This is a genomic window from Streptomyces sp. TM32, from assembly GCF_004122755.1.
Taxonomy (GTDB): Bacteria; Actinomycetota; Actinomycetes; order Streptomycetales; family Streptomycetaceae; genus Streptomyces; species Streptomyces sioyaensis.
The window spans coordinates 1-26585 of the sequence record NZ_SDIG01000086.1; the positions used below are offsets into that span (position 1 = coordinate 1).

At 72.9% G+C, this 26585-nt stretch carries 21 protein-coding genes and 1 pseudogene; 11 read left to right on the forward strand and 11 right to left on the reverse strand.

The window, feature by feature from the left end; genetic code table 11:
• Nucleotides 1–284: 284 nt before the first annotated feature.
• Nucleotides 285–2021 carry a hypothetical protein gene (locus EST92_RS19215; RefSeq protein WP_129282116.1) on the forward strand — a complete coding sequence of 579 codons (1737 nt, stop codon included), beginning with the start codon at nt 285–287 and terminating at the stop codon, nt 2019–2021.
• Nucleotides 2022–2117: 96 nt separating this feature from the next.
• Here EST92_RS19215 and metG read toward each other — a convergent pair whose 3' ends face one another.
• From metG to EST92_RS32600, 3 genes are all read right to left on the reverse strand, one after another.
• On the reverse strand, nt 2118–3836 hold the full coding sequence (gene metG, locus EST92_RS19220) for a methionine--tRNA ligase (RefSeq protein ID WP_129282117.1): 1719 nt from the start codon (nt 3834–3836) through the stop codon (nt 2118–2120).
• Nucleotides 3837–4070: 234 nt separating this feature from the next.
• Complete coding sequence (locus tag EST92_RS19225; RefSeq protein ID WP_254068911.1) at nt 4071–5648, reverse strand: MFS transporter; 1578 nt, start codon at nt 5646–5648, stop codon at nt 4071–4073.
• Nucleotides 5649–5860: 212 nt separating this feature from the next.
• Nucleotides 5861–7351, reverse strand: coding sequence for a VWA domain-containing protein (locus EST92_RS32600; protein ID WP_129282118.1), 1491 nt, complete (start codon nt 7349–7351; stop codon nt 5861–5863).
• An 803-nt stretch (nt 7352–8154) separates the two neighbouring features.
• Between EST92_RS32600 and EST92_RS19235 the strand changes: the two genes are divergently transcribed.
• Nucleotides 8155–9450, forward strand: a complete 1296-nt coding sequence (locus EST92_RS19235; RefSeq protein WP_129282119.1) for an alpha/beta hydrolase-fold protein — start codon at nt 8155–8157, stop codon at nt 9448–9450.
• A gap of 321 nt (nt 9451–9771) precedes the next feature.
• Here the strand turns inward: EST92_RS19235 and EST92_RS19240 are convergent, their stop codons facing one another.
• Nucleotides 9772–10608 carry a polysaccharide deacetylase family protein gene (locus EST92_RS19240; protein WP_129282120.1) on the reverse strand — a complete coding sequence of 279 codons (837 nt, stop codon included), beginning with the start codon at nt 10606–10608 and terminating at the stop codon, nt 9772–9774.
• Between the two features lie 298 nt (nt 10609–10906).
• On the opposite strand from EST92_RS19240, the gene EST92_RS19245 reads away from it, so the two are divergent.
• The 3 genes from EST92_RS19245 to EST92_RS19255 are packed head-to-tail and all read left to right on the forward strand — an operon-like array spanning nt 10907 to nt 13274.
• Nucleotides 10907–11656 carry an ABC transporter permease gene (locus tag EST92_RS19245; protein ID WP_129282121.1) on the forward strand — a complete coding sequence of 250 codons (750 nt, stop codon included), beginning with the start codon at nt 10907–10909 and terminating at the stop codon, nt 11654–11656.
• Nucleotides 11653–12327, forward strand: a complete 675-nt coding sequence (locus tag EST92_RS19250) for an ABC transporter permease subunit (RefSeq protein ID WP_129282122.1) — start codon at nt 11653–11655, stop codon at nt 12325–12327. Before EST92_RS19245 ends, EST92_RS19250 begins: the two co-directional genes overlap by 4 nt.
• Nucleotides 12324–13274 (forward strand): ABC transporter substrate-binding protein, encoded by a 951-nt coding sequence (locus EST92_RS19255; RefSeq protein WP_129282123.1) that lies wholly within the window; start codon nt 12324–12326, stop codon nt 13272–13274. The genes EST92_RS19250 and EST92_RS19255 overlap by 4 nt, the downstream gene beginning before the upstream one ends.
• A gap of 134 nt (nt 13275–13408) precedes the next feature.
• Here the strand turns inward: EST92_RS19255 and EST92_RS19260 are convergent, their stop codons facing one another.
• A complete protein-coding gene (locus tag EST92_RS19260) occupies nt 13409–14569 on the reverse strand; it encodes a betaine/proline/choline family ABC transporter ATP-binding protein (protein WP_129282124.1) in 1161 nt (386 codons plus the stop codon).
• 116 nt (nt 14570–14685) lie between these two features.
• The gene (locus tag EST92_RS19265) at nt 14686–15399 is read right to left on the reverse strand and encodes a response regulator transcription factor (protein WP_129282125.1); all 714 of its coding nucleotides are present in this window, start codon (nt 15397–15399) and stop codon (nt 14686–14688) included.
• A gap of 328 nt (nt 15400–15727) precedes the next feature.
• Between EST92_RS19265 and EST92_RS19270 the strand changes: the two genes are divergently transcribed.
• Entirely contained in the window at nt 15728–16669 is a 942-nt protein-coding gene (locus EST92_RS19270) for an NADP-dependent oxidoreductase (protein ID WP_174244065.1), read from the forward strand.
• A 10-nt stretch (nt 16670–16679) separates the two neighbouring features.
• On the opposite strand, the gene EST92_RS19275 is transcribed toward EST92_RS19270, so the two are convergent.
• The 3 genes from EST92_RS19275 to EST92_RS19285 form a co-directional block, all read right to left on the reverse strand.
• A complete protein-coding gene (locus EST92_RS19275) occupies nt 16680–17675 on the reverse strand; it encodes a hypothetical protein (RefSeq protein WP_129282126.1) in 996 nt (331 codons plus the stop codon).
• A gap of 165 nt (nt 17676–17840) precedes the next feature.
• Nucleotides 17841–18446: a DUF11 domain-containing protein gene (locus tag EST92_RS19280; RefSeq protein ID WP_129282127.1), complete on the reverse strand. Its 606-nt coding sequence runs from the start codon at nt 18444–18446 to the stop codon at nt 17841–17843.
• 128 nt (nt 18447–18574) lie between these two features.
• A complete protein-coding gene (locus tag EST92_RS19285) occupies nt 18575–19594 on the reverse strand; it encodes a cation diffusion facilitator family transporter (RefSeq protein WP_129282128.1) in 1020 nt (339 codons plus the stop codon).
• 233 nt (nt 19595–19827) lie between these two features.
• Between EST92_RS19285 and EST92_RS19295 the strand changes: the two genes are divergently transcribed.
• From EST92_RS19295 to EST92_RS19310, 4 genes are all read left to right on the forward strand, one after another.
• Nucleotides 19828–20097, forward strand: a complete 270-nt coding sequence (locus EST92_RS19295) for a hypothetical protein (protein ID WP_254068912.1) — start codon at nt 19828–19830, stop codon at nt 20095–20097.
• Nucleotides 20098–20305: 208 nt separating this feature from the next.
• Nucleotides 20306–21688, forward strand: a complete 1383-nt coding sequence (gene cbiE / locus EST92_RS19300; protein ID WP_129282129.1) for a precorrin-6y C5,15-methyltransferase (decarboxylating) subunit CbiE — start codon at nt 20306–20308, stop codon at nt 21686–21688.
• Nucleotides 21685–22479: a precorrin-4 C(11)-methyltransferase gene (gene cobM, locus EST92_RS19305; RefSeq protein WP_129282130.1), complete on the forward strand. Its 795-nt coding sequence runs from the start codon at nt 21685–21687 to the stop codon at nt 22477–22479. Before cbiE ends, cobM begins: the two co-directional genes overlap by 4 nt.
• 190 nt (nt 22480–22669) lie before the next feature.
• Nucleotides 22670–23086 (forward strand): hypothetical protein, encoded by a 417-nt coding sequence (locus EST92_RS19310; protein ID WP_129282131.1) that lies wholly within the window; start codon nt 22670–22672, stop codon nt 23084–23086.
• A 21-nt stretch (nt 23087–23107) separates the two neighbouring features.
• On the opposite strand, the gene EST92_RS19315 is transcribed toward EST92_RS19310, so the two are convergent.
• Nucleotides 23108–24316: a cobalt-precorrin-5B (C(1))-methyltransferase gene (locus tag EST92_RS19315; protein ID WP_129282132.1), complete on the reverse strand. Its 1209-nt coding sequence runs from the start codon at nt 24314–24316 to the stop codon at nt 23108–23110.
• Nucleotides 24317–24385: 69 nt separating this feature from the next.
• Nucleotides 24386–25598 (reverse strand): annotated as a pseudogene (locus EST92_RS19320) (transposase); the annotation flags it as partial.
• A 203-nt stretch (nt 25599–25801) separates the two neighbouring features.
• On the opposite strand from EST92_RS19320, the gene EST92_RS19325 reads away from it, so the two are divergent.
• The gene (locus tag EST92_RS19325; RefSeq protein WP_129282133.1) at nt 25802–26542 is read left to right on the forward strand and encodes a cobalt-precorrin-6A reductase; all 741 of its coding nucleotides are present in this window, start codon (nt 25802–25804) and stop codon (nt 26540–26542) included.
• Nucleotides 26543–26585: the final 43 nt, after the last annotated feature.

The window sequence follows — 26585 nt, forward strand, 5'->3', positions numbered from 1 at the left end:
CGCCCGGTCCTTACGGACCTCGAAGTCCATTGCATCCCCTGAACTGGGGTGTTGCAACGACTCCTAGAACCCAAGGTGAAACGCCGCCCCTCGGCCTGTGCAGTGCCCCGTGGCGGGTCCGGGCGGGCGACCACGGTCGGCTGCGGACCACGGTCGGTCCGGACATCGGACGGTGCGGGTGGCCCCGCGGCGCGGGCGGCCGGGTGCCCTGACCGTTCCGCCCGGGTGCCCCGACCGCTCCACCCGTGTGGCCGGGGCCCGGCGCCGCCCGCACTCTGGTGCCCATGCAGCAAGCCAGCCTCCTCTCCGCGATGTCCGGCCTGGAGCCGAGGGCCCGTCCGGCGCGCTCCGCCCCGGCCCGTGACCTGTGGTGGCTCGCCGCCGTCGCCGTCGTCTTCACCGCCTGCCTGATCTACTCGGCCCTTGTCACCCCCGGCCTGGGATGGGACGAGGTGGTCTACGTCAGCCAGGTCGACCCCCACCGGCCGGCCGCGTTCTTCAGCGCCCCGCGGGCCCGAGGGGTCTCCTTCCTGCTCGCCCCGGCCGCCGCCCTGACGACCTCGGCCCCCGTGCTGCACTGCTATCTGGCGGTGCTCTCCGGCGCCGGGCTGCTGCTCAGCCTGTGCGTCTGGCGGCGTCTGCTGCCCGCCCCCGTACCGGCCCTGGGCGGTGCGCTCTTCGCGGGTCTGTGGGTCACGCTCTTCTACGGCCCGCAGGCGATGCCCAACCTGTGGGTCGCCTATGCCGCGCTCGCCGCCACCGGCTGTTTCCTGCGGGCCGTACGGCAGCCGTCCCGTCAACTGGCGCCCCGTGCCGGGCGGGGCGCGGCGCTGGGCCTGGCCGCCGCGGTGGCGTTGGCCGCGCTGATGCGCCCCACCGATGCCGTGTGGCTGGTCGTGCCGCTGTTCGCCGCGGCGCTGTGCGTACCGGCCTGGCGGCGCCCCGCCGTGTTGCTGGCGCTGTTGGCCGGTCTGGCCCTGGGGTGCGCCGAGTGGGTCGCGGAGGCCTATCTGTCCTACGGCGGGCTCCTCGCCCGGCTGCGGCAGGCCGCGCGGATCCAGGGCGGCCTCGGCTGGCACCTGTCCTTCGACGACCATGCCCGGGCGCTCCAGGGAAAGACGCTCTGCCGCCCCTGCCACCTGGCGTGGGACCACCCGGTGGCGGCAGTGTGGTGGTTCCTGCTGCCGCTGGCGGTGATCGGAGCCGTCTGGGCGGCGCTGCGCGCCCGCGATTCCGGCGGCGCGCTGCTCGGATACGGGCCGGTGTGGCCGACCGCGCGCCGCGACGACCGGCCGCTCGGGCTGGCCCCCGTCCCGTCGGCCGGACTGCGGGCCCCCGCCGTCCCGGAGGACGGCACCGGTTCGGCCGAGGCGTTGTACCGCTACCGTCCGGCGTGGTCCGGGGTGCGTCTGCGCGACGGTGCCGGCCCCGTGCACCGGTACGGACCGGCCCCGCTCGTCCTGGCGGCCCTGACCGGCCTCGGCCTCGCCGTCCCCTACCTCCTGACGGTGGACTACGCCGCTCCGCGCTTTCTGCTGCCCGCCTACGCCCTGCTGCTGATGCCGGCCGCCTGGTTCCTGTACTGGCTGACCCGGCTGCCGCGGCGCGGGCACGGCTGGGCGGTGGCCGCCCTCGTCCTCGTGCTGCTCGGCCATGAGGCGATCCAGCTGGTGATCGTGCACAAGATGGTGCGGAGCACCGTGCGGGCGCAGACCGGTATCGGCCGGGTCGCCGGGATGCTGCGCGCGGCCGGGGTTCGGCCGCCGTGCGTGGTCAGCGGCGAGGAGGCGGTACGGGTGGCGTATCAGGTGGGCTGCGCGTCCCGTCAGCCGTACGGCCATGACGCCGGCATCAGCCCCACCGCGCTGGCCCGGCTGGGGGCGCACCGCCCGGCCGCCGTCCTGCTGCGCACCGGCGACAAGCCGCCCGCCTACGCCCGTGGCTGGCGGCCGGTCCCGCTGCGTCGGGTGCCGGGGCTGGAACCGCTGAGCGCGTATGTGTCACCGCCGGCCCGGCCGTGAGCCGGGGCGGAGCCACGGGCCGTCCGGGGCCGCACAGGCAGGCACCCGCCCGGCCGCAAGGGCCGGACGGGCGCGGGTGCCCGGGTGCGGGGAGGATTACTCCTCCGCGCCGCCGAAGCGTGCGCGGTAGGACTCCAGGTCCTCCTCGGTGATCTTCGCGAAGAGCACCGGCGGGACGGTGAAGGGCGTTCCGGCCGGCACCGAGGCCAGTGCCTCGGCCTCCTGCGGGGAGACCCACACCGCGGTGTCGTTCTCCAGGGCGAACGCGCCCCGCATCGCCTTGGCCGAGGCCGGAATGAACGGCTCGGAGACCACCGAGTACAGATGGATCAGGTTCATCGCCGTCCGCAGCGTCAGCGCCGCCGCGTCCTTGTCCGTCTTGATCTCCAGCCACGGGGCCTTCTCCTCCAGGTAGGAGTTGCCCGCGCTCCACAGGGCGCGCAGCGAGGCCGCGGCCTTGCGGAACTGGAGGGCGTCCATGTGGCGCTCGTACTCCGCCAGCAGCCCGGCGATCTCCGCGCCCAGCTTCTGCTCGGCGGCCCCGGCCTCGGCGCCCGCGGGCACCTCGTCGCCGAACCGCTTCCGGGAGAACGACAGCACACGGTTGACGAAGTTGCCGAGGGTGTCCGCCAGGTCCTTGTTGACCGAGGACGAGAACAGCTCCCAGGTGAAGGAGGTGTCGTCCGACTCGGGGGCGTTGGCGATCAGGAAGTAGCGCCAGTAGTCGGCCGGCAGCAGCTCCAGCGCGGCGTCCGTGAAGATGCCGCGGCGCTGGGAGGTGGAGAACTTCCCGCCGTAGTAGTTCAGCCAGTTGAAGGCCTTGAGGAAGTCGACCTTCTTCCACGGCTCGCGGGTGCCCAACTGCGTCGCCGGGAACATCACGGAGTGGAACGGCACATTGTCCTTGGCCATGAACTCCGTGTACCGGACGTCCTCGGCCTCGTACCACCACGACTTCCAGTCGCGGCTGTCGTCGGCAGCGGCGTCCGCCCACTCCTTGGTCGCCCCGATGTACTCGATCGGCGCGTCGAACCACACGTAGAAGACCTTGCCCTCGGCCGCCAGCTCCGGCCACACATCGGCCGGCACCGGAACGCCCCAGTCCAGGTCGCGGGTGATCGCCCGGTCCTGAAGGCCCTCGGTCAGCCACTTGTGCGCAATGGACGAGGCCAGCGTGGGCCACTCCTTGCTGCCGTTGCCGTCCAGCCAGCCCTCGACCTCGTGCTGCAGCTTCGACTGGAGCAGGAAGAGGTGCTTGGTCTCCCGCACCTCCAGCTCGCCGCTGCCGCTGATCGCGGAGCGGGCGTCGATCAGATCGGTCGGGTCGAGCACCCGGGTGCAGTTCTCGCACTGGTCGCCGCGCGCCTTGTCGTAGCCGCAGTGCGGGCAGGTGCCGACGATGTAGCGGTCCGGCAGGAAGCGGTCGTCGGCGATCGAGAAGACCTGGCGGATCGCCCGCTCCTCGATGAAGCCGTTTTCGTGGAGCTTGCGCGCGAAGTGCTGCGTCAGCTCGACGTTCTCCCGGGAGGAGCTCCGGCCGAAGTAGTCGAATTCGAGCCCGAAGCCCTCGTAGATCGCCTTCTGCTTGTCGTGCTGCTCGGCGCAGAAGGCGTCGACCGACTGCCCGGCCTCCTTCGCCGCCAGCTCGGCAGGGGTGCCGTGCTCGTCCGTCGCGCAGATGTAGAGCACATCGTGCCCGCGCTGGCGCATATAGCGGGAGTACACGTCGGCCGGGAGCATGGACCCCACCATGTTGCCCAGGTGCTTGATCCCGTTGATATACGGAAGGGCGCTGGTGATGAGGTGTCGAGCCATTGCCGGCTGCTCCCAAGTCGCTACGGTGAGTGAGGATTTGCTTTACGGAACGTCAATATCGTACTGGACGGGGTGGGGATGCCCGCGCGGGCTTTTCCGGGCCCGATGAGGCCTGCCGCCGCCGCGCCGCGCCCGGCGCTCGGCGGGCAGCCGCACCCTCCGACGGCCCGGCCCGCCGGCGCTCGGCCGGCACCCGCCCCGTCCGGTGGCCCCCTGTCCTGCCGGGCCCCGCCCTCACACCGCGGCGTCCGCCGACTCCGCGTTCGCTGCCGGCATCGGGCCGTGCTGCGGGGCCCGGCCGTTGACCATCAGCCCGGCGACGAGCGCGGCCAGCAGCATGATGGCCGAGCCCACCCCGATGGCGACGGTGAACCCGTGCACCACGCCGCTCTTCACGATCCCGTCGCGCACCGCCGGGGTGAGCCCGGGGCCGGTGGTCTGCCGGGCCGCGGCCGCCAGCCGGCTCGCGATGAAGGTCGCACTCGTCGAGGTCGCGATCGTGTTCAGCAGCGCCGTCCCGATCGAACCGCCCACCTGCTGCGCGGTGTTGACCGTCGCGGAGGTGACACCGGAGTCGTGCGGCGCCACCCCGGAGGTGGCCGTCGCCATCACCGGCATGAAGGTCAGGCCCATGCCGAGGCCGACGAGCAGCATGGCCGGAAGCACATGCGAGACATAGGCGGGCGCGGCCGTCAGGAACCTCAGCGTGAAGAGCCCCACGGAGGCGAGCAGCGCGCCCGGGACCATCAGGAACCGCGGCGGGATGCGGTGCAGCAGCCGCGCCGATATCTGCGTCGAACCGACGACGATCGCCGCCACCATCGGCAGGAAGGCCAGCCCGGTCTTCACCGGGGAGTAGCCGAGCACGGTCTGCAGGTAGTACGTCATGAACAGGAACATCCCGAACAGCGCGATGACCGCCAGGCCCATGGTCAGGAAGGCGCCCCCGCGGTTCCGGTTCCGCACGATGTGCAAGGGCAGCAGGGGATGGCGGGCCCGGGTCTGCCACCACGCGAAGACGCCCAGCAGCAGCACGCCGCCGGCCAGCAGCCCGACGACCAGCCCGTCACTCCAGCCCCGCGGCTGCGCCTCGCTGCATGCGTAGACGATCGCGACCAGGCCGCCGCAGCCCAGCACCACACCGGGAACGTCCAGGTGGACGCGGTCCCGCTCGGGCTTGTCGCGCAGGAACACGGCAGCGCCGGTAAAGGCGATCACCGCGACCGGCACGTTCACATACAGGCACCAGCGCCAGGTCAGGTACTCGGTCAGCAGCCCGCCGGCCATCAACCCGATGGCCGCGCCGCCGCCCGCGATGGCCCCGTAGATGCCGAAGGCCTTGCTGCGTTCCTTGCCGATGGTGAACGTCGTGGTCAGCAATGACAGTGCGGACGGCGCCAGCAGCGCCGCGAAGGCGCCCTGCAGCGCCCGCGCCCCGAACAGCAGCCCGGGGGCGGTGGCCGCACCGCCCAGCCCCGACGCGACCGCGAACCCGACCAGGCCGATCATGAAGGTCCGCTTCCGCCCCACCAGGTCGGCGATCCGCCCGCCGAGCAGCAGCAGTCCGCCGAACGCGAGCGTGTACGCGGTGATCACCCACTGCCGGTTCGCGTCCGATATCCCCAGGTCCCGCTGGGCCGAGGGCAGCGCGATGTTCACGATCGTCGCGTCCAGCACCACCATGAGCTGCGCAATCGCGATCACCACCAGCCCCCACCAGCGCCGCGGATCGGGCGGTGCCGACACCGCCCAGCTGGGAGTTGTGGGGCCGGGAGCACCGGCGCCGGTTCCCTCTTGGCTCGCGTCACTCATCACGACCGGCCTCGCTCGGCTGTAGGGCCACCCCGACCACCTCGCCGCCCACACCGGAGCAACCGGATCACACGGGGCGTGTCACCCATTCAGCGTAGGTAGCGGGGCGGGGGCTCGCCTCTCGTGCGGGCGGCGGGCTCATGACAGCGGCCGCGGCCGGGCCGGTGGGGCCCGGCCGCGGCCGGTGAGGTGTCGTGAGCGGAGCGCGGAGGTCAGCTGTCCTTGAGGATGCCGGCGCCGCGGGCCTCGGCGAGCCACTCGGGGAACTCGACCATGAGCTGCTGGTAGAGCTCGTCGTGGGAGAGGCCGCGGGGGTCGCGGCCGGCGTGGAAGAAGCCGGCGTTGTCGACGACCCGCCGCTCCGGGACGGTCAGGTCGTCGAGCTTGCGGAGGAAGTCGAAGCCCTTGGCGTCCGGGTCACCGAAGCCGAGGAACTGCCAGAAGATGGGGAGCCCGGCCGCCTCGCAGAGTGCCTTCTCGGCGGCCGGCTTGGAGGTCGGGGCGCCGTCCGTCTGGAAGATGACGAACGCCGGCGCGGTGGAGCCGGACTTCTTGTAGTGGTCGACCACGGCGTTGATGGCCCAGTGGTAGTTCGTACGGCCCATGTGGCCGAGACCGGCGTGCAGCTCCGCGATGCGCCCCTCGTAATGCGTGAGGTCGAGGTCGGCGGTGCCGTCGATGTCGGTGGAGAAGAAGACGACGGGGACGGTGGCGGCGTCGTCGAGTCGGGCGGAGAGGCCGAGGGCCTGCTCGGCGAGGTTCTGGACGGTGCCGTCCTTGTAGTAGTTGCGCATCGAGCCGGAGCGGTCGAGGACCAGGTAGACGACGGCGCGCTGGGTGGCGAGGCCGTGCTTGTCCAGGACGGCGGCCGCGGACTTGATGAGGCTGTCGAGGGCCTGGGGCGTGGCGGGGGCCTTCGTCTCGGCCGCCGCGGCGGCCACGGGGGCCGGCGTCGCCTCGGGGGCCGGCTGCGCCTCGGGCTCGGGCGCGGGAGCGGGCGCGGCTTCAGCCGTTGCCGCGGGCTCGGGCTCCGGCTCCGGCTCCGGTTCCGCGACGGCGGCAGCCGCGGGCTCGGGCTCGGCGGCCGCTGCCACGGGCTCCGGCTCGGCGTCCGCCGCTGCCTCCGCGGTTGTCGCCGCTGCGGCCTCCGCGGCCACTGCGGCCTCCGCTTCCGCCGTCGGTGCGGCGGTGTCAGCGGTCGGCTGGGTGGGAGCCGCCGGCGCCGGGGTGTCGAAGGCCTGGCTCACGAGGTCGGAAACGGCGTCGGAGGAGGAGTCGGCGAAAGCGTCGGCGGCTTCGACCGGCTCGGCGGAAGCCGGCTCGGCCGCCGCGAGGGACTCCGCCGCAGACTCGCCCCGCACCTCGGCCTCGTCCCGTACGGCGGGCTCCTCCTGTACGGCGGACTCCTCCCGGGCCGCGGACGTCTCCGCCGCGCGCTCCGCCACATCGGCCCGGGTGCCCTGGGCCGGCAGTGTCGGGGTCGCCGGAGCCGGGTCGGGGGCCGGGGACTCCGCGGGGGCCGTCCGTGCGGCCGGGACCTCGGCTTCCGGGGCCGGGGTGGAAGGAGCCGGGGTGGACTCCTCGCGGGCCTCGGGAATGGTCGCGGACTCCCGTGTGTCGGCGCCGCTCGGGGCCGCGCCGGTTTCTTCGCGGGTCGCCTTGGAGCGACCGAAAGCGTTGCGCAGCAGACTCCGAATGCCCATCGGCGAACCTCTCTTGCGTGTGGTGGGTGCGGCGTTTGTCCGTGACGCACGGACATGTCCCTGACCAGGACGGATACGTAAGGGTAGCGGCCGGGACCGGCCTCGTCGTGGGACCCCGCGCCTTGTGTGGTGGGCCATCCGGGGGTGTTGCGGGGGCGACTGGTTTCGGCCGGCGCGCCGTCGCCGCGTTCGTCCTGCGTACGAGGTGGCCCGGCCGGCCGGACGAGCCTTTCGGCAGTTCTGGCGAGCCGTCCCGGCCTTCCCGGAATTGTTCCTCCGCCGTTCATCACGGCGCCGCGTCCCGCTCGAAACGCTCCCGATCCCGAGCCGTTCGCCCACCGGATCCCGAGCTGTTCGCACATGGGGTGTCATGCGGCTTTCCTCCCCCTTGGTATCGCATCGCACCGGCAGGTGTCACAACGGCCGGAGGGGGAAGGGGAGTTGATTCGGCCATGTGTGAAGTGGCGGGAGTTGTGGGGCCGGAAGCGATCGCTCCGTCCGTGGTCGTCCGGGCCTCCGCGTCCGTGCCGCGACCCCGAAACCCCCGCTGACCTGGGCTCTTCGTGGTCCCCGCACCCTGCGCGCGCCGCACTCGCTCCCCCGTCGCGGGCGTTGCCGTTCCTCGTCGCACATCACGCCGCGGAAACGATGTGGCAAGAGCGAGGTAAGAACCAAGTCGTTCACGTATCCGATGCGCAGGTGTGCCCCTCTTCTCCGGTGACCATTGTCCTGAGCCGCACGTTGTGCCTTAGGCGGCCGGAAGAAGGCAAGAACCCTTCGCGGGTGACGGGAGATGTGGGCGCATGGGGCTGACCAGTCAGTCGCTCGAGTACACGGTGATCGTGCTGGCGGTGGCGAGTGTGGCCGCCACGGTGTGGCTCTGGCCCCGGTTGTCACGGCGCGGGGTGGGCCCCGTCCTGGGCAGACTGGGAGCCATCGCGGTCACCCAGCTGTCGATCGTGTGCGCGCTCGCCCTCGCCGTGAACACCAACTTCGAGTTCTACGGCAACTGGGACGAGCTGCTGGGCAACAACGACAAGGCCCCGGTGTCCGTGAGCCAGGGCGGCGGTCAGTTCGCCTCGGTCGGCAACCTGAAGGGCGGGCTGATCCAGCCCGCGGGTCCGCAGGGCCTCGACCGCGTGTCCGGACTGCCCAAGGGTGCCCCGAACCAGGTGGGCAAGGTCGAGTCCGTACGGATCATCGGCCGCCGCACGCGCGCCATCAACCCCGGCTTCGTCTATCTGCCGCCGCAGTACTTCCAGCAGCAGTACCGCCGTCAGCGGTTCCCCGTCATGGTCGTCATCAGCGGCTACCCCGGCGGAATCATGAACCTCGCCCAGCACCTCCAGGTGCCGCAGAACGCGGGCCGGCTGATCTCGCAGGGCCGGATGCAGCCGACGGTGATCGTGATGGTCCGGCCGACGATCGCGCCGCCGCGGGACACCGAGTGCGTGGACGTGCCGGGCGGGCCGCAGGCCGAGACCTTCTTCACCAAGGACCTGCCGGACGCCATGAAGTCGACCTACCGGGTGGGCCACGACCCCAGTGCCTGGGGCGCGTTCGGGTACTCGTCGGGTGGCACCTGCTCGCTCCAGCTGGCGATGCGCAACCCGAACGTCTACACCTCGGCGGTCTCGCTCTCGGGTGACTACGCGATCAAGGACGACCTGACCACCGGCAGCCTCTTCGGCCCGGGTCCGGAGGGCGCCAAGCGCGAGCGCGAGCACGATCTGCTGTGGCGGATGAAGCACCTGCCCGCCCCGCAGATCTCCGCGCTGGTGGCCAGCAGCCGCAAGGGCGAGGCGGATTACGGCGCCACGATGAACTTCATCCATGCGGCCAAGTCGCCGATGACGGTCGACTCGATCATCCTGCCGCAGGGCAGCCACCAGTTCACGACCTGGCGGCGCGAGGTCGTCCCGGCCCTGGAGTGGCAGAGCCAGCAGCTGACGTTCCCGCAGGACACCGTCGCCCCGCCGCGCAAGCCGGGGGCGGGCAAGGGCGGTGCCGCGGGGCCGCAGACCGGGCCGTCCAAGTCCCCGGCCCCGACCGACGACAAGGGCCGCCGGCGGGTGGAGGCGGAGCGCCCGCGGGGGTGAGCCGCGGGTGAGCTGAGCCGCGGGTGTGCTGAGCGCCCGCGCATCGCAGGGACGTGAGCAGGGGCGCCGGAGTGATCCGGCGCCCCTGCCGTGTGTGGTGGCGCCGTCGCATGATCGTCCCTGCCGGGGGTACCCGCACGTCCCATCGGGGCGCACTGCCCGTGTCGCACACCGGGGAGCGACCGCATGGCGCGTACGCAACAGGGTGCCGGGGCGGGCTGGTTACCGGCGGCACCGGCCGTACGCGGCGGGGCGGGCGTCGCGACGCCGGTCGTACGCGGCGGCGGGCCCGGCTCAGCGGCGCCCGCTTCCTGCCGTGCACTACGGCCGGTAGACCATCCCCGGTTCCGGCTTCGCCGGGGAGAGCAGCTGGGAGACCGTGACCACCGTGTAGCCGCGCTTCTTCAGCTCCTTGAGGATGCCGGGGACGGCCGGCACGGTCCCGCGGTAGATGTCGTGCAGCAGGATGATGCCGTCGCGCTCGGTCTGTTCCAGCACCCGCTTGGTGATCAGGGCCGAGTCGTTGGTCTCGTAGTCCTTGGCGGTCACGCTCCACAGGACCTGAGCCACGCCGAGTTCCTTGCTGATCTTGGACACGTCCTTGTCGGTCCTGCCCTGCGGCGGACGCATCAGCGTGGGCGACTTGCCGGTGATCTTGCGGACCGCGTCCTGGACGCGGGAGATCTCGCCCCAGGCCGTTTCGGGCCTGATGTCGGTGAGGATCTGGTGCGACCAGGTGTGGTTGGCCAGCTCATGGCCCTCGGCGTCGATCCGCTTCACCTCGGCGGGGCGCTTTTCGATGTGGTTCTTGCCGAGCATGAAGAACGTCGCATGCACCTTCTCCCGCTTGAGGATGTCCAGCAGGTGGTTGGTGTTCTCGCTGGGGCCGGCATCGAAGGTGAGGGCGACGCACTTGGCCTTGCGGCAGTCGACCTCGGCGCCGCGCGCGCTCGTGGTCTTCCGGCTGCCCTTCGCGTCCTTGGCCGCGGCGAGCCGGGCGTCCTTCGCTTTCACGTCGGCCGCCGGTGCGTCGGCGCGGGCGTCGGCCGGGGCGGTGACGTCGTAGGAGGTGCAGCTGCTGAGGGCCAGGACCAGGGACGTGGCCGTCAGCAGCCCGGCTATGGATGTGCGGCGGGCCGCGGAAATCTGCTTCGGCATGCGGGTCTCTCCTCGGGTGCGGACGGCCGCCTACGGGCCCGTGACCTGCGTTCCGGGCAGGGCGAAGCCGACGCGTACGGGCCTGGCCGCGCCGCGCCGACCCGCGCTCACGGCGGTCGAAGGGACTCGGAGGTGACTATACACAGGCAGTACACATGCGATGTATACGTGGGGTGTGTACGCGAGGTGAGGAGCCAAGGGGGGCGGGCCGCGGGCCGGTCGGCGGCGGTCGTACGCGGCCGCCCCGATCGGACGCGTCCGCCGCGACACTCCGCGCCCGCCGGGGTGGACTCGTACCGTGACCGCACCGCCTCCGGACGACTGCCTGGCCCGAAACGACTGGATCTGCGGCGACTATCTGCGTACCCGTCGGCAGATCCTGCTCGACGCGGTCGCCCAGCATCTCCAGCTGACGGTGGTCTCGGTGGCGCTCGGGCTGGTGATCGCGGTCCCGCTGGCGCTGCTGGCCCGCCGCCGGCGCTGGACGGCCGGACCGGTGCTCGGCCTCACCACGGTGATCTACACGATCCCGTCGCTGGCGATGTTCTCGCTCCTGCTGCCGGTCTACGGGCTGTCCGCCACCCTCGTCGTGGTCGGTCTCGCCCTGTACTCCCTGACGCTGCTGGTCCGGAACCTCCTGGCGGGGCTGGAGGGCGTCCCCGCCGAGGCCAAGGAAGCCGCCCGCGGTATGGGCTACGGGCCGATGCGCCAACTGCTGACCGTGGAGCTGCCGCTGGCCCTGCCGGCCGCGATGGCCGGGCTGCGGATCGCCACGGTCTCCGCGGTCGCGCTCACCACCGTCGGCGCGATCGTCGGGTACGGCGGGCTGGGCAACCTCATCTACGCCGGCATGAATTCCTTCTTCAAGGCGCAGGTGCTCACCGCGTCCGTGCTCTGTGTGCTCATCGCGGTCGTGCTCGATCTGCTGCTGCTCGGCGCGGAACGGCTGCTCACGCCCTGGCGCCGGGCGGGCCGGCGGACGCGGGTGCGGGCCCGGGCCACCGCGCGCGGCGCAGAGCCGGCCGCGGCCCCCGGGCGGCGGACATGAACACCCTCTCGGCGGTCTGGGCCTGGCTGACCACCGCCTCCCACTGGTCCGGCGAGAACGGCGTCTGGCACCGCCTCGAACAGCACCTGGTGCTCACCTTCGCCTGCCTGGTCCTCAGCGCCCTGATCGCGCTGCCGGTCGCGCTGACCCTTGGTCACCTCGGGCGCGGTGGCGCGCTGGCCGTCAATCTGGCCAACGTCGGCCGTGCGGTGCCGACCTTCGCCGTCCTGGTCCTGCTGCTGCTCACCCCGATCGGACGGTACGGTCAATGGCCGACGATCATCGCGCTGGTGCTGTTCGCCATTCCGCCGCTGCTCACCAACGCGTACGTCGGGATGCGGGAGGTGGACCAGAACGTGGTGCGGGCCGCACGGGGCATGGGGATGACCGGCCTGCAGCTGGTACGGCGGGTCGAGGTGCCGCTCGCCTTTCCCCTCGTCCTGACCGGCATCCGGATCGCCGCGGTCCAGCTGGTGGCCACGGCGACGCTCGCCGCGCTGGTCGGCGGCGGCGGTCTGGGCCGGATCATCACCGCGGGGTTCAACCTGGCCAGCACCCCGCAGGTGGTCGCCGGTGCCGTGCTGGTCGCGGTGTTCGCCCTGCTGATGGAGGCGGCCTTCGAGCTGGTGCAGCGGTGTGCGCCGGGGTGGGTGCGGGGGCGGACCCGGTGAGGGCCGCCGCGACGGCCCTCGCGGTCCTCACCGCGCTCGGTCTCGCGGCCTGCACCAGCGGGCCCTCCCTGGAGACCCGGTCCGCGATCACCGCCTCCCCCGGCGACAGCCATGACCTGGCCATCGGCTCGGCCGGCTTCACCGAGAGCGAGCTGCTCGCGCAGATGTACGCGGCCCTGCTCAACCACGCCGGCTACCGCACCCGTGTCGTGACCGTCGGCAACCGTGAGCTGTACGAACCCGCCCTGGAGGCCGGGCAGATCGATGTCGTCCCCGAGTACGCCGCGACCCTCGCGGACTGGCTCAACGCCAAGAACAAGGGGGCCACGGCGGCCCCGGTCGCCTCGCCCGACCTCGGTGCCACGACGGCCGTGCTGCGTCGGCTCGCCGGCGCCCGTGGTCTGACCGCGCTCCCGGCCGGCCGGGCCGTCGACCAGAACGCCTTCGCGGTGAGCGCCGCCTACGCCCGCAAGCACCACCTCAAGACCCTCAGTGACCTGGGCCGGTCCAAGCTGCCGGTGCGTCTTGCGGCGGGCGACGAGTGCGTCCAGCGGCCCTTCTGTGCGCCGGGGCTGAAGAAGAAGTACGGGATCAACATCGCCGCCATCGACCCGAAGGGCGTGGGCACCACGCCCGCCAAACAGGCCGTCCAGAACGGGCAGGACCAGATGGTGCTGACCACCAGCACCGATGCCACCCTCGACCAGTTCGGTCTGGTGCTGCTCCCCGACGACAAGAAGCTGCAGAACGCCGACTACGTCCTCCCGGTCGTGAACCGCTCCCGCGCGGGCAGTGCCCGTGTGGCCGCCGCGCTCAACCGCCTCGGCAAGGTCCTCACCACCGCCGATCTGGCGTACCTCAACGAGGAGGTGGACAGCTGGCGGCGGCTGCCGGCGGATGTGGCCCGTAACTACCTTGAGTCGAAAGGGCTGTTGCCCAAGGGCTGAGGGGGCGGCGACGGGGCGGTGGCAATAGCACGGCACGGCTGGGTACGGCACGGTGGGCACGGCATGTTTCACGTGAAACGCCCGGCCGTTTCCCGGTTCCTTCCTGCTCCCCCCCACGCCCACTCCCGCCGCGCTCACTGCGTAGGCACCGAATCCACCTCGTCCCGCTCCCGCCGGACGCCTCGTTCGCCCCTGCCCCCGATGGTGCGGCGCAGCGCCTCATGGAGCGTGGTCGGGGTGAGGACGCCCAGGAAGCGGTGGCCGTCCAGGACCGCGATCCAGCCGGCGTCGTGCTTGAGCATCTCGCTGAAGGCGTCCTTGAGGGTGCCGGTCACCGGCACCCAGGCCTCCATCCGTCGGGCGTGACCGGCGACCGTGCCGGCCGCACCCACCAGTTCCTCCGTGCCCACCCAGCCGTGCAGCTCGCCCTCCTCGTCGAGCACCACCGCCCAGCGGGCGCCCTCGGTCCGCATCCGGGCCATGGCCTCCGCGGCGGGTTCGTCGAGCCGGGCGAACGGCGGACGTTCGAGGTCGGCGCGGTCGATGGTGGTGACCGAGAGCTGCTTCAACGCACGGTCGGTGCCGACGAATTCGGCGACATACGCGGTGGCGGGGGCGCCGAGGACGCTGGCGGGGGTGTCGTACTGCTCGATCCGGCCCGCCCCGTAGACCGCGATCCGGTCGCCGAGCCGGATGGCCTCCTCGATGTCATGGGTGACCAGCAGCACGGTCTTGTGCAGGGTCGCCTGGAGCCGCAGGAACTCCTTCTGGAGCCGGTCGCGGACGACCGGGTCGACCGCGCCGAACGGCTCGTCCATCAGCAGCACCGGCGGGTCGGCGGCGAGCGCACGGGCCACTCCGACCCGCTGGCGCTGGCCGCCGGAGAGCTGCTCGGGGTAGCGCGAGCCGTAGACGCCCGGGTCCAGGCCGACCAGGTCCAGGAGTTCGGCGGCCCGCTCGCGTGCCTTGGCCTTCTTCCAGCCGGTCAGCACGGGCACGGTGGCGGTGTTGTCGAGGACGGTGCGATGCGGGAAGAGGCCGGTCTGCTGGATGACGTAGCCCATCCGGCGGCGCAGCTGGACCGGGTCGACGCCGGCGATGTCGGAACCGTCGACGCTGATCCGGCCGTGGGTGGGGTCGATCAGCCGGTTGACCATCATCATGGTCGTCGTCTTGCCGCAGCCGGACGGCCCGACCAGCGTCACCAGTTCCCCCTCGCCGACCTCGAAGGAGAGGCCGTCAACGGCGGTGGTCCCGTCGGGGTAGCGCTTGGTGACGGAGTCGAACCGGATCATTGCGCCATTGAATCCCGTGGTCCGCGCCCCGACCCGTCATGCGCGCAATCGGGTGGGGACGAGGGCCGTCAGCGGGGGCGGGAAGACGGACCGTCAGCCGGTGGCGGTGCGGCGGCTCAGCCGCGGGCGCCCGCCGTCGGTTCCGGCTCCCCTCCACCGTCCGGCTCCGCTCCATCGCCCATCCGGTACCCGGCGCCCGGCACGGCCTCGATCACCGGCGGGTCACCGAGCTTGGCGCGCAGGGTGCCGAGCGTGACGCGTACGGCGTTGGCGCGGTAGCTGGGGTGCTCCTCCCACACCTCCTCGATCAGCTCGTCGCCGCTGACCACCGTGCCCTGGGCGCGCAGCAGCACCTCCAGCACGCCGAACTCCTTGCGGGACAGCGCCAGCGGCCGGCCGTCGCGGAGGGCCAGCCGGCGCCCGGTGTCGACGCGGACCCCGGCCCGCTCGATCACCGGCGGCCGGTCGGAGCGGGCGCGCCGGCCCAGCGCCAGCACCCGGTCGCGCAGCGCCTCGTACGCGAAGGGCTTGGTCAGCCGGTCGTCGGCGCCGGGCTCCTGGCGCCCGTCGGGGCCGGGCGCCGGGCCGGCCGCGGTGAGCTGCAACACCCGGGTCGGCAGCCCTTGTTCCACCACGTACCGGAAGACCTCGTCACCGTGCAGGCCGGGCAGATCGCGGTCCAGGACGAGCACGTCGTAGGCGTCGCGCCGGAGCCTGTCCAGCGCCGCGCGGCTGCTGTGGGCGATGTCCACCGCGAGCTCCGCACGACGCAGCCCCGAGACGATCATGTCCGCGAGGAACTCCTCGTCCTCCACCACCAGAACGCGCATGGCGTCATGTGTACCCGAGCTGCCGCGTCCGGCTGCCGGAACTTCCGCAGCCGCGACCCCGCGGGCCGGGGAATTCACCACGCTGGGTCCGCCCGGCGGGCCGTCGGGCCTCGGCGCGGGCCGCGGCGGCGCCCCCCGGGCCGGGCCCCGGACCGGCGGTGCGGCCTCGGCGCCACCCGGTGATCGGGCCCGGGGCCAGGCGGCCCCTGCCCGGGGGGCCGTAAGAGTTGCTTCCGCCGCACCGCCTCCCCTCCTGCCACATCCGGCCCCACCGGCGTGCTTACGATCCACTTCGGCCACCGGTCGGAAGGGTGGAAGGGAACGCCACATGAGAGCCGTAGCAGTCAGCGCATTCGGTGAACAGCCGCAGCTCATGGATCTGCCACAGCCCGACCCAGGGCCCGGTGAGGTCCTGGTGCGGCTGGCCGCCGCCGGACTCAACCCCATCGACTGGAAGATCGCCGACGGGATGTTCGGGGATGCCGTGCCGGTCTCCTTCCCGCTGGTCCTGGGGACGGACGGGGCGGGCGAGGTGCTCGCGATCGGCGCCGGGGTACGGCGGTTCACCATCGGCGACGCGGTGTTCGGCCAGTTCCAGCGGCCGCAGCACGGCGGCGGTTCGTACTGCGAACTCGCCCTCGCCGACGAGGACCGCATCGCCCATGCCGCCCGCAGCGTCACCTATGCCACCTCCGCGGCGCTGCCGACGGCCGGCATGACCGCATACAACCTGGTGGAGGAGACCCGGATCGGCGAGGGCAGACGGGTGCTGATCGTCGGGGCGACCGGCGGCGTCGGCACCTTCGCCACCCAGCTCGCGGCCGGCCGCGGCGCCGAGGTCATCGCCACCGCGCGCCCGGCGAAAGCGGAACTGATGCGCACGCTGGGCGCCGCGGAGACCGTCGACCACACCGCGGGGTCGGTGGCCGACCAGGTTCTGGCGGCCCATCCGGACGGTGTCGACGTGCTGATCGACATGACCGGTGGTCCCGAGGACTTCGCCAAGCTGACCCGGACCGTACGCGACGGGGGGATCGCCGTCTCGCTGATCGGCTCGGCCGACGCGGACGAGCTGACCGACCACAACCTCCGCGGCTTCAACTTCGTCAACCGCCCCTCCCCGCAGCTGCTGGAGATCCTCGCCGGCCAGGTCGACGCGGGCCGGCTGACGGTCCTGGTCGGACGCGAGGTCCCCCTGGAGGAGGCGCCGGAAGCCCTCGCGGTCAGCCGCACCGGCCGGGCCCAGGGCAAGACGGTGCTGGCGATCTGAACGCGGGTCACTACACCTGTGCGGCACGGGCGGCGAGCCGCCGTGCGCGCAGTGCCCGGGCCGCCGGTGGTCCGCCCGCGGCCAGTGTGGCGGTCAGGGCTCCCGCGCCGATGAGCAGCCAGACCCCGGTGAGCAGCGGCTCGGTGAGGGCGTCGGCGTAGGCGCCCGCGGCGGGCCGGGAGACCATGGCCGGCAGCGCGTCCAGGGTGCGGCGGCGGATCAGTGCCAGCGCCACGGCCAGCAGCGCGGCGGCCGCCGCACAGCCCGCCCCGGCACCGATCAGTGCCCGCCGCCGGCGCCGTACCAGCACCAGCCCGCCGGCCAGACACAGCGCCGCGGCCGGCGGCAGCAGCCGTGCCCCGGTGTGCACGAGGTCGTAGGCCGCCCGGACACGCGGCACGTCCGGGGCCTTCAGCAGCACGATCTGCACTCCGGCCCGCGGCACCTGGCGCACGAGGTCGAGCCCCACGCCGTTGTGGGACAGCTGATGTCTGACCCGCTCCACGACGGGCGTGAGATCGAGCGTGACCGCGGAGCGGCCGGGGGCGGTCAGACTGCCGTCCAGGGTCCGGTGGGCGGTGCGGTGCACCCCGCTCCACATCGCCGGGAAGCCGCGGCCGGTGACGACCTGCCGCACCTGCCGGGTCACGTACTCGCGGATGCCGCGGGTGAAGTGGCGGCGCACCGCGGGGCGTTCGGCGCGGGGTACGGCCTTGAGCAGCCCGTCGAGCCGGACATGTGCCATCACGCCGTCCGTCACATCGCCGACGACCGCCTCCTGGACGGCGGCGTTTCCGGCCAGCGGCGCCACCGCCGCCACATAGCCGTCGGTCTCGGTCAGCTCGGCGCGCGCCCGGACGGCGGCCAGCCCCAGCGGCAGCAGCACCACCCCCACCAACAGCAGCACCCCGCCGGCCACACCCCGCCAGGCCGTCCGCGGGCCGCGCGCTGGCGGCTCCCCCGCCGGCACCCGCCCGCCCGGGCGTACGGGTGCGCTCGCTGACATCGGTTGGGTCCCTCCTGGCGGTGATCCGGTCGGCGTCCCTCGGCTCGGTCGGGCCCGGGGGAGTGCCGCCCGGCGCGCCCCGCGGCCTGCTCCCAGGCAAGTGGGAACTCCTGCCGGCCGCGAGCGGGGCCGGTGCCAACGGGTGACCGTGCGCGCGGCCCGCACTCAGCGCGGTGCCGCGGCCCGCCGCCGCACCGCCCGCACCACACCCGGCCCGAGCAGCGCGACGGCCACGGCGCCCACCGCCCACCACACCCAGCCGTCGCCGCCCCCGCCCTCCGGGTCCGTCTCCGGCAGGTCGTCGAGATCGCCCGAGCAGGCCGTGGGCGCGAAGGATCCGCCGACGTAGACACAGACCGTCGCGGCGGCCCGCATGCTGCCGGGGGCCGCGGTGGCGGTGAGGTCGGTGCGGTCGCCGAGTACGGCGGTGGCGGTGAACACCTGGATGTCGTGCGCGGGAATGTCGGAGCGCCAGATCACCTTCTGCTCGCCGGTGCCCCGCCCTTCGACGGTGCCGCCGGGTGCGGTGGCGGAGGTCGTGGTGGCCGGCATCTCCTGCTCGATGCGGGCCCGGCGGACGTCGGTGGGCCCCAGGTTGTGCACCGTGATGCGGTAGTCGAGCCGCTTGCCGGCCTCGGTGTCGTCGACGCCGTCGGTCACCGCGACCGACACCGAGACGGCGGGCGGCGGTGCCTGCGGTGCCGATGCGGCGGCGGACGGTCCGAGGAGCGTGGCGGCGCACAGCAGCGCACAGACAACGGCGGTTCTCATGCCGTCATCGGAGCATCGCGGCCGCCGCCACCGTCGGCAGACGGCTCCCTCCCCGGTCCGGGTTCACCCGAGTGAGGGGCGGCAGCGGGGCGATGTCCGCGGGGCACGCGGCCCGTACGACCGGGCCCTCAGTGCTTGTGCGGCCCCGCCCGGTGCACCGGACCGTGGGCGTCCGCGCAGTGTTCGGCCTGCTGCTCCGGGGCGGGGCCGGGCCGCGGGCCGAGGGTCAGGACGTCGTCGGGCGCGCCCTGTTCGCCGACGTGATCGACCTGGAGGGTGGCGTGGGCGATGCCGTACTCCCCGCTCAGCAGCTCCTGCAGACTGCGGCGGACCTTGTGGCAGTCGCCGCCCGGCTCCACCAGGATGTGCGCGGACAGCGCCGGCTGCCCGGACGTGATCTGCCAGATGTGCAGGTCGTGCACCTCGACTACCTGGTCCGCGGCGCACAGGTGATCGCCCAGCGCGTCCGGGTCGACCCCGGCCGGTGCGGCCTCCAGGAAGATCCGGCCGGACTCGCGCACCAGGCTCGTACCGGCCCGCAGCATCAGCGCCACGACCACCAGCGAGGCGATCGCGTCCGCCTGCCGGAAGCCCGTCGTCAGCACGATCAGACCGGAGACGGCGGTGGCGATGAACCCGAACAGGTCGGTGAGGATGTGCTGGTAGGCGCCCTCGACGTTCAGGCTGGAGCGGTTGGCCCGGGACAGCATCCAGGTGCAGATCAGGTTGATCACGACCCCGGCCAGCGCGGTGATCAGCACCAGTCCGCCGGTCACCGCGGGCGGCGTGATCAGCCGCTGGATCGCCTCGTACCCCAGCCAGACCGACAGCAGCAGCAGGGTGATGCCGTTGGCCTGTGCGGAGAGGATCTCGGCGCGCTTGAGTCCGTAGGTGTACCCGCCGCGGGCCGGGCGCGCGGCCAGCCGCATCGCGATCAGGGCGAGCACGATCGAGACCGCGTCGGTGAGCATATGGGCGGCGTCCGCGATCAGCGCCAGGGACTGCGCCACCACACCGATGACGACCTCGATCGCCAGATAGCTGGTGAGCAGGATGAGCGCGCCGCGCAGCCAGCGCCGGTCGGCATCCGCCGAGACTCCGTGTGCATGGCTGTGGTCGTGCCCCTGGCCGTGGGCGTGCTCGGTCATGGACGCCTCCCTTCTGGCTTGCTGCCACTGGCTCCTCCTGGGAAGCAAACCGCACTTCGGCGAAAGATCCAAAGGCTGCACCGGTGACCGTTGTCATTACCGTCGAACGACCGATCGTGCCTGGTCAGAGCGGTGCGGGAGGCGGGGGAGGGCGAGCGGGAAACGGAGGCCGGCCGGCGCCGTACGGCGGGGCAACGGCCGCGGCCCGTCCGGCGCGGGTAGCATCCGGCGGCATGAGCGCTACGGGCGAGACCCGGCGGCCCGCGCCCGGCAGGGGCCAGATCATGGCGGTGCTCGGTCTGCTGGCCGCCGTCGCCATCCTGTACACCCACCACGACGGCCTGCCCTTCTGGCTGGGCGCCCTGACCGGCGTGCTCGCTGTCCTCGGCCAACTGGCCTGCTTCGACGCCCCGCGCGGCATCTGGCAGTGGCTGCCGGCGGTCCTCGGCTTCTGCGCGTCGTTCCTGTTCGCGGGGCAGTTCCTGCTCACGCTGCTGACGTGAGGGTGGGGCGGCCGACGGACCGCCCGAGGTCACACCGCGGCCGCCCCCCCCGCCCCACCGGATGGAGCGGTCCGACCGGTCAGTAGAGTTCGGCTCCCGTCCCCCGGACCGGTTCCTGTCCGCCGGACCGGTGCCTGTCCCGCCGGACCGGTGCCTGGCCTCCCGGACCTGATCCCGCGTCCCCTCCCGACCCCTGAGGTACCCGGCAGTGAGCCCCGCACCACCCGCCCCGGCCGCTCCCGAGCCGCTGTCCGTCGTCGGCATCGGGGCCGACGGCTGGGACGGACTGCCCGCCGCCTCCCGCCGGGCCCTGTGCGCGGCCGAGGTGCTGATCGGCGGCGCCCGCCAGCTGGCGCTGCTGCCCGCGGAGTGCACCGGCGAGCGCGTCCCGTGGCCCTCCCCGCTGCGTCCCGCCGTCCCCGGCCTGCTCGCCGCGTACGCCGGACGCCGGATCTGCGTGCTGGCCAGCGGCGACCCGATGTTCTACGGGATCGGCCGGACCCTGACCGAGGTGCTGGCGGAGGAGGCGGAGTGTGCTCCGGCGGACGTGCTGGGAGAGGCGCCGGCCCCCGCCGGCCACCGGCTGCGCATCCTCCCGCACCCCTCCGCCGTCTCCTACGCCTGCGCCCGCCTCGGCTGGCCGGTGGAGGACACCGAGGTCGTCACGCTCGTCGGGCGGCCCGCCGAGAACCTTCTCCGGGCGCTGTACGACGGACGCCGGGTGCTGGTGCTGTCCGCGGGGGCCCACACCCCCGCCGAGGTCGCCGCGCTGCTGCGCACCCACGGCTTCGGCCCGACCCGGATGCGCGTACTGGAGCAACTCGGCGGCGCCCGTGAGCGGACGGCCGAGGGCGTGGCCGCCGACTGGGGCCTCCCGCCCGGCGACGCCCTCAACGTCCTCGCGCTCGACTGCGTCCGCGCGCCCGGCACCCCGCACCTGTCCACCGTCCCCGGCCTGCCCGACGCGGCCTACGAGCACGACGGCCAGCTGACCAAGCGTCATGTCCGGGCCGCCACCCTGGCCGCGCTGGCGCCCGCCCCCGGCGAACTCCTGTGGGACATCGGCGGCGGCTCCGGCTCCATCGCCGTCGAATGGCTGCGGGCGCACCGCAGTTGCCGCGCCGTCAGCGTCGAGCGGGACCCGGTACGCGCCGAGCGCATCGGCCGGAACGCGCGGACGCTCGGCGTACCGGGGCTGCGGGTGGTCACCGGCTCCGCGCCCGCCGCGCTGGAGGGGCTGCCGGTGCCGGACGCGGTGTTCATCGGCGGCGGGCTGACCGCCCCCGGCCTGCTCGATGCCTGCTGGGACGCGCTGCCTGCCGGGGGCCGCCTCGTCGCCAATACGGTGACCCTGGAATCCGAGGCGCTGCTCGCCGAGCGCCACCGCCGCCACGGCGGCGAACTGGTCCGGCTCGCGGTCTCCCACGCGGTGCCGGTCGGCGGCTTCACGGGCTGGCGGCAGGCGATGCCGGTCACCCAGTGGTCGGCGGTCAAACCCCCGGCCGACTCCCGTTCCGCCTCCTCCGCCGCTCCTCCCGCCGCTCCTCCCGTCTCTCCGGGACCGTCCTCGCAGGAGAACCGACAGCCATGACCGTCCACTTCATCGGCGCGGGCCCCGGCGCCGCCGACCTGATCACCGTGCGCGGCGCCCGTACGCTCGCGTCCTGCGGGGTGTGTCTGTACGCCGGCAGCCTGGTGCCGCGCGAGCTGCTCGCCGAGTGCCCGCCCGGCGCGCGGCTGATCGACACCGCGCAGCTGGACCTCGACACGATCACTGCCGAGATGGTCCGCGCCCACGAAGAGGGCCACGACGTCGCCCGGCTGCACTCCGGCGATCCGTCCGTCTTCAGCGCGGTCGCCGAGCAGATGCGACGGCTGGACGCGGCCGGTGTGCCGTACGAGGTCGTGCCCGGCGTTCCGGCCTTCGCCGCCGCGGCCGCCGCCCTCAAGCGCGAGCTGACCGTCCCCACCGTCGGCCAGACCGTCATCCTCACCCGTGTCGCCCAGCGCGCCACGCCCATGCCCGAGGGCGAGGACCTCGCCACCCTCGGACGCAGCGGCGCGCTGCTGGTGCTGCACCTGGCAGCCATGTACGTCGACCGGGTCGTTGCCGAACTCCTGCCGCACTACGGCGCCGACTGCCCGGCCGCAGTCGTCGCCATGGCCTCCCGCCCCGACGAACTCGTGCTGCGCGGCACCCTCGCCGATATCGCCGGCCAGGTGAAGGACGCGGGCGTGGTGCGGACGGCCGTCATCCTCGTCGGGCGCACCCTGGGCGCCGAGCAGTTCCGCGACAGCCACCTCTACTCGACGGACCGCGAGCGGCCGCACGCCCCGTGCGCGGCGCCGCAGCCGGAACCGGAATCGACGGACACGCCGTAGGGCAGCCGAACCGACGGACACGCCGTAGGGCAGCGGGCAGCGGGCGGAGGTGCCGTCGGACACGCCGTGAGGCCGGGACCGTCCGGTGGGTGATCTCACCGCATCGGGGTGAATGTCCGTTTCCTGGCTCCCGGGGGCCGGTAAGGAAGCTGCGACACCCAAGGGGGGCCGAGCAAAGGAGTACGCCACGATGCGTACCAAACTCGCCGCCGGCCTGGTCGGCGCCGCAACCGTGCTGACGCTCGTCGGCGGCCCCGTCGCCGTCGCGGACGGCAAGGACAACCCCACGCTGGCGACGGACACCCCGGCGCAGACCCACGACGCCTCGCCGTGGATGCACGACGCCCCGGCCCGTAGCTACGACACGCCGAGCCGGTTCAACGAGCGCCGCGACCGGCGGAACGACCGCCGGGAGGGGCGCAACGAGGGCCGGGGACGGTACCGCAACAACCCGCTCCGGCTGACGGCCTGTGCCCTGAAGACGGCCCTGGGCGCGCTCACCGGCAGGACGGGCCACTGCGGTCTGGACCGGTTCGCCCGCGGCGGCTACCGCAACAACAACTTCGGTCGCAACAACAACTTCGATCGCGGCTACCGCAACTACTGACCGCCGAGTCGGGGAGGCCCCTCACCCGAGGGGCTCTCCACGGCCGGTCTCACCGGGGCCCCGCGGCTCCGCCCGCCCCACCACCATCCCCGCGCGGTCGATGCAGATGACGTCGACCGCGACGGGCGCGCCCCGCAGCACGGCCAGCGACTCCTCGCGCGCCCGCGCGGCCACCAGATCGCCCAGCGGCACGCCCGCCGCGGCACACAACTGCAGTGCCGCCAGGCCCGTGTTGGCCTCCGCCACCGCACCCGCCAGCGCCTCGTCGGCCCCGCCCTGCCGGGCCAGTTCCGCCAGGAACCCCTTGTCCACCTGTGAGCGCGCGGAGTGCAGATCCAGATGCCCCGCCGCCAGCTTGGACAGCTTGGCGAACCCGCCGCAGACCGTCAGCCGCTCGACCGGATGACGCCGCAGGTACTTCAGCACCGCGCCGGCGAAGTCGCCCATGTCCAGCAGGGCGTCCTCGGGCAGGTGGTGCAGGGCGACGGCGACCTTCTCCGAGGTCGATCCCGTACACCCGGCCACATGCCGCCGCCCCGCGGCCCGCGCCACGTCCACCCCCCGCCGGATGGAGTCGATCCAGGCCGAGCAGGAGTACGGCACCACGATCCCGGTGGTCCCCAGGATCGACAGCCCGCCCAGGATGCCCAGCCGCGGATTCCAGGTGCTCCGGGCGATCTCCTCCCCGTGATCGACCGAGATCTCCACCTCGACGTCGGGTGCCCCGCCCGCCGCCAGGCCGCCGTACCGTCCCGCGACCTCCCTCAGATGCTCCCGCATCAACTGCCGCGGTACGGGGTTGATCGCCGGTTCGCCGACGTCGAGCGGCAGCCCCGGCCGGGTCACCGTCCCGACCCCCGGCCCGGCCCGGAAGACGATGCCGGACCCGGCCGGCAGCGCCCGCACCGTGGCGCGGACGAGCGCGCCGTGGGTGACATCCGGATCGTCGCCCGCATCCTTGACGACACCCGCCATCGCGGAGGTCCGGCCCGCCGCCAGCTCCTCCACCGCCAGGGCGAAGGACGGTGTCTGCCCCTTCGGCAGCGTGATCGTCACCGGGTCCGGGAACTCACCGCTCAGCAGCGCCGTGTACGCGGCCGTGCTCGCCGCCGTCGCACAGGCACCGGTCGTCCAGCCGTGCCGCAGCCCGGTGTGCGCGAGCTGCGCACTGCGCCCGCCCGCGGCCTTCCCCGTGCCCTGCGGCCCCGTACCCTGCGGTTGCGCTTCCACGGAGGAACCCACATCCCTTGACTCCTCCCCCTCGTAAAGGAGGGGGATTCCTAGCTCACGTCGCCTGCGGACCGGCGGTCCGACAGGTCTTACACGATCAACGCTAGCCGGGTACGAGACCAGCCCGGACCAGCATCACGCGGGCGGAGTTCTTATCCCGTGGCCGGGAGGCTCCGCACGCGGTGCAGGTATACGTTCGTTCGGAAAGGGGCATTGCGTGCTTGGCTCTCGCTCCGCAGTCTGCGCAATCCATGGTGGTGTGTGCCGGGTGCACCAGGTGCACCCTCCGGCCGTGCTTACGACCCATCTCGATCAAGGCTCGCTTGGTGGCGCTGATCGCGGCGTCGGCCGCCTTACGGGCCATCGTGGTCTTGGCGAGGAACTTCGGCCGGAAGTCCTCCACGGCCAGAGCGTCATGGTCGCGGACAACGTGCTTGGCCCATTTCCGGCCGGTGTCCTGACGTTGCCTTGCGACTTTCTTGTGGACCTTCGCTGTCTGCCGTTTGGCCTCGCGGTAGCCCTTCGAGGCGGTCTGCCCGCGTTTCGGCTTCCTGCGGACCATCATCCGCTGGTAACGGGCGAGTTTCTGCGCGGCGCTCCTGCCGTGCTGCGCGTGGGGCAGGTCGTGCGCGTCGCTGGTGGTGGTCGCGGCTTCCCTCACACCCCAGTCGATACCGATCACGTGGCCGGTGCGGGGCAGAGGTTCGGCCTCGGTTGCGACAACGAAGCTCGCGTACCAGTGGCCGAGACTGTCCCGGTACACCCGCACCGAGGACGGGTCGGACGGAAGGTCACGCGACCACACCACCCGCAACACGATTCCACCTGCCAGGTGCAGACGGCCGTCCTTCAGACGGAACCCGCGCCGGGTGTATTCGAAGGTCGCAGGGGCGTCACGCTTCTTCTTCCACTTCGGCATACCGGCGCGCTGCCGCACCGGCAACCGGGCCTCGATGTCCTTCATCGCCTTCGCCCGGGACTTGCCGAAATCACGTATCAACTGCTGCTGCGGCACCGAGGCGCCCTCACTCAGCCACGGAATGCGGGCACGGGCCTCGGTCAGCATCGCGGACAGTTGCACCGGACCGCACGTCCGCTTGTCCTCGGGATGCGCACGGTTGTGCGCATAGACGGCCTTGGACTTGGCGACGCACTCATTCCACACCCATCGGCACCGGCCCCACTCCGCCAGCAGCAAAGTGTTCGCGGTGGACGACACACGCAAGCGGAAGGTGTACCGGGCGTACCCGGTTTGCTCCCTCTTCTGTGTTGCTGTCGTCACGATCACCAACCTACCTGGGAGGTACGACAGTTGAGACCCGGTGCCCTATGGGAGCCGCCCCACCACGACCGTGGCGGACGCCGTATCGCCCGGCGGCGATACGGCTTTACCTGTTCTGCTCCGCAGAAGCTTCGTCTCTCCCCCGCAAGCGGGAGGTACCCCCACCCCCGACTGAGGCCGGGGGTATCCATGAAGGAGACCCGATGAATGACGCAGCCCGCCCGGTGCGCCACGTCCTGATTCTCGGCGGTACGACCGAGGCCCGCCGCCTGGCCGGCCTGCTCGTGCCGGACCCGTCCCTGCGGGTGACGAGCTCGCTCGCCGGCCGGGTCGCCGCGCCCCGGCTGCCCGCCGGGGAGGTCCGCATCGGCGGTTTCGGCGGTCCCGAGGGCCTCGCCCGCTGGCTGCGCGCGCACGCGGTGGACGCGCTCATCGATGCCACCCATCCCTTCGCCGACACGATCAGTCGGAACGCGGCCCTGGCGGCCGCCACCGCCCATGTTCCCCTGCTGGCGCTACGCCGTCCCGGCTGGGTACCGGGACCCGGCGACCGCTGGCACCAGGTCACCTCTCTGGACGAGGCCGCCGCCGCCCTCCCGGCCCTCGGCAACCGGGTCTTCCTCACCACGGGCCGCATGGGCCTCGCCCACTTCGCCCACCTCACCGACCTCTGGTTCCTCGTCCGCTCCGTCGACGCCCCCGAGCCCCCCTACCCGCCCCGGATGACGACCCTCCTGGACCGCGGCCCCTTCACGGTGGAGGGCGAACGGGCCCTGCTACGGGACCACCACATCGACGTCCTGGTGACCAAGGACAGCGGGGCGGCCGCCACCGCCGCCAAGCTGACGGCGGCCCGGGAGGCGGGCCTGCCGGTGGTGGTCGTCCAGCGGCCGCCCGTCCGTCGTTCCTCCGTCGCGGATGGGCGGCCCATCACCTCAGTGTGAATCTGCCCCGCTGTCCTTGGTCACCAGGACGTCGATGTGGTGG

Bases quoted from the DNA above. Each gene is read 5' to 3' on its own strand.
- EST92_RS19250 (WP_129282122.1), top strand. From the start codon at position 11,653: ATGAACACCCTCTCGGCGGTCTGGGCCTGGCTGACCACCGCCTCCCAC.
- EST92_RS19310 (WP_129282131.1), top strand. From the start codon at position 22,670: ATGCGTACCAAACTCGCCGCCGGCCTGGTCGGCGCCGCAACCGTGCTG.
- EST92_RS19240 (WP_129282120.1), bottom strand. From the start codon at position 10,608: ATGCCGAAGCAGATTTCCGCGGCCCGCCGCACATCCATAGCCGGGCTG.
- metG (WP_129282117.1), bottom strand. From the start codon at position 3,836: ATGGCTCGACACCTCATCACCAGCGCCCTTCCGTATATCAACGGGATC.
- EST92_RS19235 (WP_129282119.1), top strand. From the start codon at position 8,155: ATGGGGCTGACCAGTCAGTCGCTCGAGTACACGGTGATCGTGCTGGCG.
- EST92_RS19265 (WP_129282125.1), bottom strand. From the start codon at position 15,399: ATGCGCGTTCTGGTGGTGGAGGACGAGGAGTTCCTCGCGGACATGATC.
- EST92_RS19260 (WP_129282124.1), bottom strand. From the start codon at position 14,569: ATGATCCGGTTCGACTCCGTCACCAAGCGCTACCCCGACGGGACCACC.
- EST92_RS32600 (WP_129282118.1), bottom strand. From the start codon at position 7,351: ATGGGCATTCGGAGTCTGCTGCGCAACGCTTTCGGTCGCTCCAAGGCG.
- EST92_RS19280 (WP_129282127.1), bottom strand. From the start codon at position 18,446: ATGAGAACCGCCGTTGTCTGTGCGCTGCTGTGCGCCGCCACGCTCCTC.
- EST92_RS19225 (WP_254068911.1), bottom strand. From the start codon at position 5,648: ATGAGTGACGCGAGCCAAGAGGGAACCGGCGCCGGTGCTCCCGGCCCC.
- cobM (WP_129282130.1), top strand. From the start codon at position 21,685: ATGACCGTCCACTTCATCGGCGCGGGCCCCGGCGCCGCCGACCTGATC.
- EST92_RS19215 (WP_129282116.1), top strand. From the start codon at position 285: ATGCAGCAAGCCAGCCTCCTCTCCGCGATGTCCGGCCTGGAGCCGAGG.
- EST92_RS19295 (WP_254068912.1), top strand. From the start codon at position 19,828: ATGAGCGCTACGGGCGAGACCCGGCGGCCCGCGCCCGGCAGGGGCCAG.
- EST92_RS19325 (WP_129282133.1), top strand. From the start codon at position 25,802: ATGAATGACGCAGCCCGCCCGGTGCGCCACGTCCTGATTCTCGGCGGT.
- EST92_RS19270 (WP_174244065.1), top strand. From the start codon at position 15,728: ATGAGAGCCGTAGCAGTCAGCGCATTCGGTGAACAGCCGCAGCTCATG.
- EST92_RS19285 (WP_129282128.1), bottom strand. From the start codon at position 19,594: ATGACCGAGCACGCCCACGGCCAGGGGCACGACCACAGCCATGCACAC.
- EST92_RS19275 (WP_129282126.1), bottom strand. From the start codon at position 17,675: ATGTCAGCGAGCGCACCCGTACGCCCGGGCGGGCGGGTGCCGGCGGGG.